General features: G+C 24.6%; 5 protein-coding genes. 1 reads left to right on the top strand and 4 read right to left on the bottom strand.

All coding sequences use genetic code 11. The annotated features are described in order from the left end of the window. Positions 1-268, top strand: a 268-nt coding sequence (locus BUA77_RS14045; protein WP_072887859.1) for a hypothetical protein, incomplete at its 5' end; no start/stop codon positions are given. Between the two features lie 5 nt (positions 269-273). Here the strand turns inward: BUA77_RS14045 and BUA77_RS12520 are convergent. The 4 genes from BUA77_RS12520 to BUA77_RS12510 all read right to left on the bottom strand — a co-directional run bounded on the left by BUA77_RS12520 (position 274) and on the right by BUA77_RS12510 (position 5,184). Continuing rightward, positions 274-660: a hypothetical protein gene (locus tag BUA77_RS12520; RefSeq protein WP_072890794.1), complete on the bottom strand. Its 387-nt coding sequence runs from the start codon at positions 658-660 to the stop codon at positions 274-276. Positions 661-811: 151 nt separating this feature from the next. Continuing rightward, positions 812-943 (bottom strand): hypothetical protein, encoded by a 132-nt coding sequence (locus tag BUA77_RS14585; protein WP_278280577.1) that lies wholly within the window; start codon positions 941-943, stop codon positions 812-814. Positions 944-1,151: 208 nt separating this feature from the next. After that, positions 1,152-3,485 carry a DNA topoisomerase gene (locus BUA77_RS12515; RefSeq protein ID WP_072890791.1) on the bottom strand — a complete coding sequence of 778 codons (2,334 nt, stop codon included), beginning with the start codon at positions 3,483-3,485 and terminating at the stop codon, positions 1,152-1,154. Between the two features lie 181 nt (positions 3,486-3,666). Beyond that, the gene (locus tag BUA77_RS12510) at positions 3,667-5,184 is read right to left on the bottom strand and encodes a sensor domain-containing diguanylate cyclase (RefSeq protein ID WP_072890788.1); all 1,518 of its coding nucleotides are present in this window, start codon (positions 5,182-5,184) and stop codon (positions 3,667-3,669) included. Positions 5,185-5,610 lie beyond the last annotated feature (426 nt).

Here is a 5,610-nt window from a genome sequence, read left to right as displayed (position 1 = left end):
GAAAGATTTAGAGAAAGAGAACTTCCTAGATATGGGAGAGGACGAGGAAGCGTATCCCTTTGGGATAGAAACAGACGAGAAGACTTACAGATATCAATGTTTGGAGTGTAGATTTGAAGAAGATGTACCTAGGTTTATTATTGATGAATTTATTGAAGATGACTTTTTTGCTTCTGGTTGTGATATTGAGAATTTTGAAGTAAAAATGCCTATACTTATATGTCCAAAATGTAATGGTGAATTAGTTTCAAAAAATACAGATGAGTAGCTCTGCTACTCATCTGAGAGTATCACGAAGTGATATTTTGTTCTTACTTCTTTTATCTTGTTTATAGACTTATTTTCATTACTTGATTTAGTTTCAACCACAACCTTATAATTTCCTTGCATTACATCATCTCCTGTGGACATTCCACTCACCGATGGATTAGCAGCAGCAAAAGGAGCTTTACTTCTAGAAATTCCTCCATTTCCTGATTCTAAAACAAGTTCACCAAGGCTAGATCCTTCTACCATTCCTGGTTCATTTGTATCTACATTTCTATCTTTAATATATTTATCTTCAATATCAAAAAAAGAATTATTAAAACCAACTTTTTTTAATTCATCTAATACTTTATTAGCTTCTTTAATATTATGAAAAAAAATTTCTACTCTCAATTTAATACCTCCAAAAATTTATTTTAATAAATATAATTCTAAGAATATTTTCTTATAATTTTATTAAATTTATACATTTAAGTTCAAAACAAAAAAGTCTTCATTTTGAAGACATTGAAATTAATTTAAATAATTAAATCTTTTATATATTTTATTTTTTAGCTTTTTCCCTATTTTTTTCTTTTTCAACCTTCCTTTTAACAATAAACTCTGCTACTTTTTTCATTTTACGCTGTTCTTCCATAATTTCCTCTGATGACTTGTCTTTTTTTAAATCTCTCATTTAATCCCCTCTTTTAATTTCTTAATATTAATGAAAAATTTTAATTTATATAACTATATGAATAAACCAATTAAAAATATTATAATTTTTTACTTAATTATAGATTTATATAGTATTTTTTTATCATTACATACCTCATTTTCTTATGTTTAAAACTATACATTAAAAAGCACTTACAATCTTAAAAATTGTAAGTGCTTTTTAAATACTATTTATTAATAGTTGTAATGTTCTTAATTTCTAATCCTCCTCTTTTATCTTTTATAAATTTAAGTGTCCCTCTGCATTCTTCTTTTGTTTGTGGAGATATAATATTAATATCTTTTACTATGCCATCTTTAAGTAAATTTCTAACAATTTCATCTGTAATCTCTAATTTATACCTTTCTAAACTGTTCTTCCAAACAGTAAATTTGCATCCATTTCTCCAATTACTACAATAAAATGCTTTGCTATTTTCTAAAATTTCTCCATCCTTACATGAAATACAACCCCCTAATGAATTTATGATTTTTGTCTTATTAACTTTTTTAATATTATTTGATTTTCTTTTATTATTTGGAATTAAAGAAAATAAATTTAATAAGTTATAATTATTATTCAGCCCTAATACCTTTTGTGTATTTTTTCTTACATATTCCTCAAGTTTTATAATATACTCATCAGAATTTATTTCTCCATTAGCAATCATCATTAATCCTTTTTCCCAACTTGCAGTAAGTTCTGGCTTTAATAGTGAAGGAATTGATTGAGTAATCACATCATAAATCATCTCTCCCATTACTGTTGGAGTTAATATTTGTGTTTTGTTATTTAACTTAATATATTTTATTTTTTGTAGCTTGTTCAGTATTTCTGCTCTTGTAGCACTAGTCCCTATTCCACTCCCTTTAATTTGCTCTCTTAACTCCTCATCTTCTATTAATTTACCTGCATTCTCCATGGCTAAAATCATGGAACCAGAATTGTATCTTTTAGGTGGTGTTGTTTCTAATTCTTTAATACTGAAATTTTGAATTTTTACCTTTTGTCCCTTTTTTAGTTTTTTTAGTGTTTCTATATTATCAACTTTTGAATCTTTATTTTTTTTATTATAACTTAATATTTCTAAATACCCTTCTTCAACACATACTTTTGAGGATGTAAAAAAGCTTTCAGATTTTATTTTTGTAGTAATAGATAATTTGCTAAAAACCGCTGGAGGATAAAATATTGCTAAAAAACGTCTTACAACTAACAAAAATATTTTTTTATCATTTTCAGGTAGGTTGTTAAAACTTCCTAATCCTTGTCCTGTAGGTATAATAGCATAGTGGTCAGTAATTGCTTTATCATTTACATATTTTGTTTTTTCTAAACCTTTAAACTTTTCATTGTCTAATATATTTTGAACAAACCTATTAATTTCTTGATCTTTTTTATCTAAATTACAAACTTTATTTATATTTAAAAGACCTTTTATATTTTTACTAATTTCCTTAGCTACAGCTTTTGATAAAACCCTTGCATCTGTTCTTGGATATGTAAGCATTTTCTTTTCATATAATCCTTGTACAATTTTTAGAGTTTCATCTGGACTTAATTTAAACTTTTTAGAGCATTCATTCTGAAGTTCTGCTAAATTATAAAGTAATGGTGGATTTTTCTTTTCCTTTTTTCTTTGTATTTCTTCAATAGTTGCAATTAACTCATCATTATCTTGTTTAAGCTCATCAATAAACTTTTGAGCATTTTCTTTTTCTTTAAATCCAATATCTTTAAATAACAATTTAGACATGTAATATTTTGAAGTTTCTACAGCTTTCCACTCTCCATCATAATCTAATGAATCCTTAAAATTAAAAGAAGAATTAATTCTATAATATGGAATTTTAACAAATTCTCTAATTTCTCTTTCTCTTTGAACAATCATTCCAAGAACACAGGTCATTACTCTACCTACTGCAATAACAGTATACTTTTCTCCTAGATACTCACTAATAGTTCTTCCATAAATAAGAGTTAATAATCTTGAAAAATTTATTCCTATTAAATAATCTTCTTTTGCCCTTAGATAAGCCGAATCAGCTAATTTATCATACTCAGATAGTGGCTTTGCTTCTTTTACACCTCTTCTAATTTCATCTTCAGTTTGAGAGTCTATCCATACTCTCTTTTTGACTTTATTTTTTACACCAATCATATCATCTACCAATCTATATATATATTCTCCTTCTCTTCCAGAATCAGTACATACATATATAGTAGATATATCTTCTCTTTTTATTTGCTCCTTTACAATATCAAATTGTTTCTTAACATTTTTTATTACTTCATATTTATATTTCTTTGGCAAAAAAGGAAGATCTTTTAATGTCCATTTTTTATACTTAGAATCATACTTTTCTGGATAACTCATATTTACTAAATGTCCAACACACCAAGTTATCACAGCTTTATCTGATTCAATATATCCATTCATTTTTGTTCCTTTAATATTTAATGCTTTTGCAAATTCCATTGCAACACTAGGTTTTTCCGTTATAAATAATGACTTACTCATATTAATAATTCACCTACAATATAAATTTTTGAATAAAAATATCGAGCAGATATTATGCTCGATACTATAATAATTGTTTTATTTTTAATGTTAGCCTTCTCTATAGTATTATAAACTATTATTCTTTTTTTTGCAAAATCATACTAAATAAATTCATCTCCTTTAATTCTTGCTAATATATTTATGTTTCATTACTTTTTAATTCTCGTTTATACTGGTACATACGATCATCTGCAATTTTAATCAATTCTTTATAGTTAGTACTATCCTTTGGAAATTCAGCTATACCATAGCTAAAGCTACAAGTAATATTATTTCCTTCAAATGATATTTTATTGTTTTTAAAATCTTTAAGTAAGTCTTCAAATTTTTTAACTAAGTTCTTAGAATTAGTTTTAAAGAAAACCCCTACAAATTCATCTCCTCCAAGCCTTATCAAAATATCTGAAGATCTAATACATTCACTTAAGTTTTTAGCAAATGTTTTAATTAATTCATCCCCTGCTAAATGCCCATAATTGTCATTTACAAATTTTAATTCATTTAAATCAAATACTACTAAGGAAAAGTGTTCTTTATACTTAGAAGATTTATGTATATATTTATCAAATAAATCTTCAAAATATCTTCGGTTATAAACATTAGTTAATTTATCATATCTATATGAATAAAACATTTCTTCATATAACTTATACTTACTAATTGCAATTTGTATTTGATTTCTTATGTATTCCATTATTTCTAAATCTGTATCATCAAAAACATTGCTATATTTACTATCAATATTTATAAATCCATATAATTTTTTATCTATAATTATAGGTGAACAAATAACAGATTTAATTTTAAATTCTTGCTTTTTCTCTAAAAAATTAATTTTATTTATTTTATCAACATCGTTAATAATTATTGTTTTATCCATATTTCCTTTTCTCTTAATCCATATCATTGATTCATCTAACTTAATTTTAAATTTTTTAGATTTATCAACTTTATATCCTTTAGATGCAGCAATTTTTAAGTTTTTATTATCATCTAAAACTAATACAGAGCCTACATTTGCATTCTCAATGAAATCAATTGCCTTTTTTAGTATTAAGTCAAATAACTCATTAATATCACTTACTCCAATCACAGAATAGCTTATTTCAAGCATAGCCTCCTTTAATTTCAATAACTTATTTATCCTTTTTTGATCTTTTTTACGTTCAGTAATATCAGTTATAACACCAACTATACCTTTTGTTTCTTCTTTTTCATTTGTAATAATAGCTTTATTAATGATTACATCCCTAATTGAACCATCTTTATGTCTAAGCTTGGCCTCATAGTTTTTTTTACCTTTATTTTTCATTAATTCAATATCAACTTTATAATGCATATCTGCAAGTTCTTTTGAATAAATATCATAAGTAGTATGTCCTATAATTTCTTCTTTTTTTAATCCTAAAAATTCAATGAAAGCTATATTACAATGCTTAAAAAAACCATTTTCATCTTTATAAAATATTGGATTTGGAATAGTATCAATAAAATTTTGAAGAAATTCAAAGTTTTCTTTCAGCTTTATTCTTTGTCCACATTTTAAGCAAAGCTCTATATCATTTAATACTTGTTGTATACCTCTATTAATTTTATTATAAAATTTTCCCCATCTATCTAACTTAAATAATGATAAAAGTAACTTATATATGGACATATTGGTTTATCCTTTCTAGCTATTTTATAAATCATAACAAAGTAAAAGTTCCTTTTTTATCATTATATCATAACATTTCTTTAAAAAAATATGATAATTTTGTCTATTTTTGTTTTTATTAAATATTTATTAAATTTTAATTTAATAAATATTTAATTTTCAATAATTTCTAATATAGCTTTTATATTATTGGTTAAATTAATAATAACTAAAAATATATAGGAGCATTCCTGTAATGAATAAATTTGAACTTTGATAAAAAAAGTACCTCCTGATAGAATACAGGGTGTAAGGTTGCAACTTACCCCGAATTAAAATAAGACTATCAATGGAGGTACTACAAATGAATTATACACAAAATAAAAAGATTTCGCAAATAACAGAATCAACTTTAATTATCGGAATAGATATAGCTAAGCATTCACA

The organism is Tepidibacter formicigenes DSM 15518 (assembly GCF_900142235.1).
Taxonomy (GTDB): Bacteria; Bacillota; Clostridia; order Peptostreptococcales; family Peptostreptococcaceae; genus Tepidibacter; species Tepidibacter formicigenes.
The sequence above is the reverse complement of the archived record's forward strand: the minus strand, read 5'-3'. Positions and strand labels throughout refer to the sequence as shown.

Coding starts and splice junctions, on each gene's coding strand:
- BUA77_RS14585 (WP_278280577.1), bottom strand. CDS start 943: ATGAGAGATTTAAAAAAAGACAAGTCATCAGAGGAAATTATGGAAGAA.
- BUA77_RS12515 (WP_072890791.1), bottom strand. CDS start 3,485: ATGAGTAAGTCATTATTTATAACGGAAAAACCTAGTGTTGCAATGGAA.
- BUA77_RS12510 (WP_072890788.1), bottom strand. CDS start 5,184: ATGTCCATATATAAGTTACTTTTATCATTATTTAAGTTAGATAGATGG.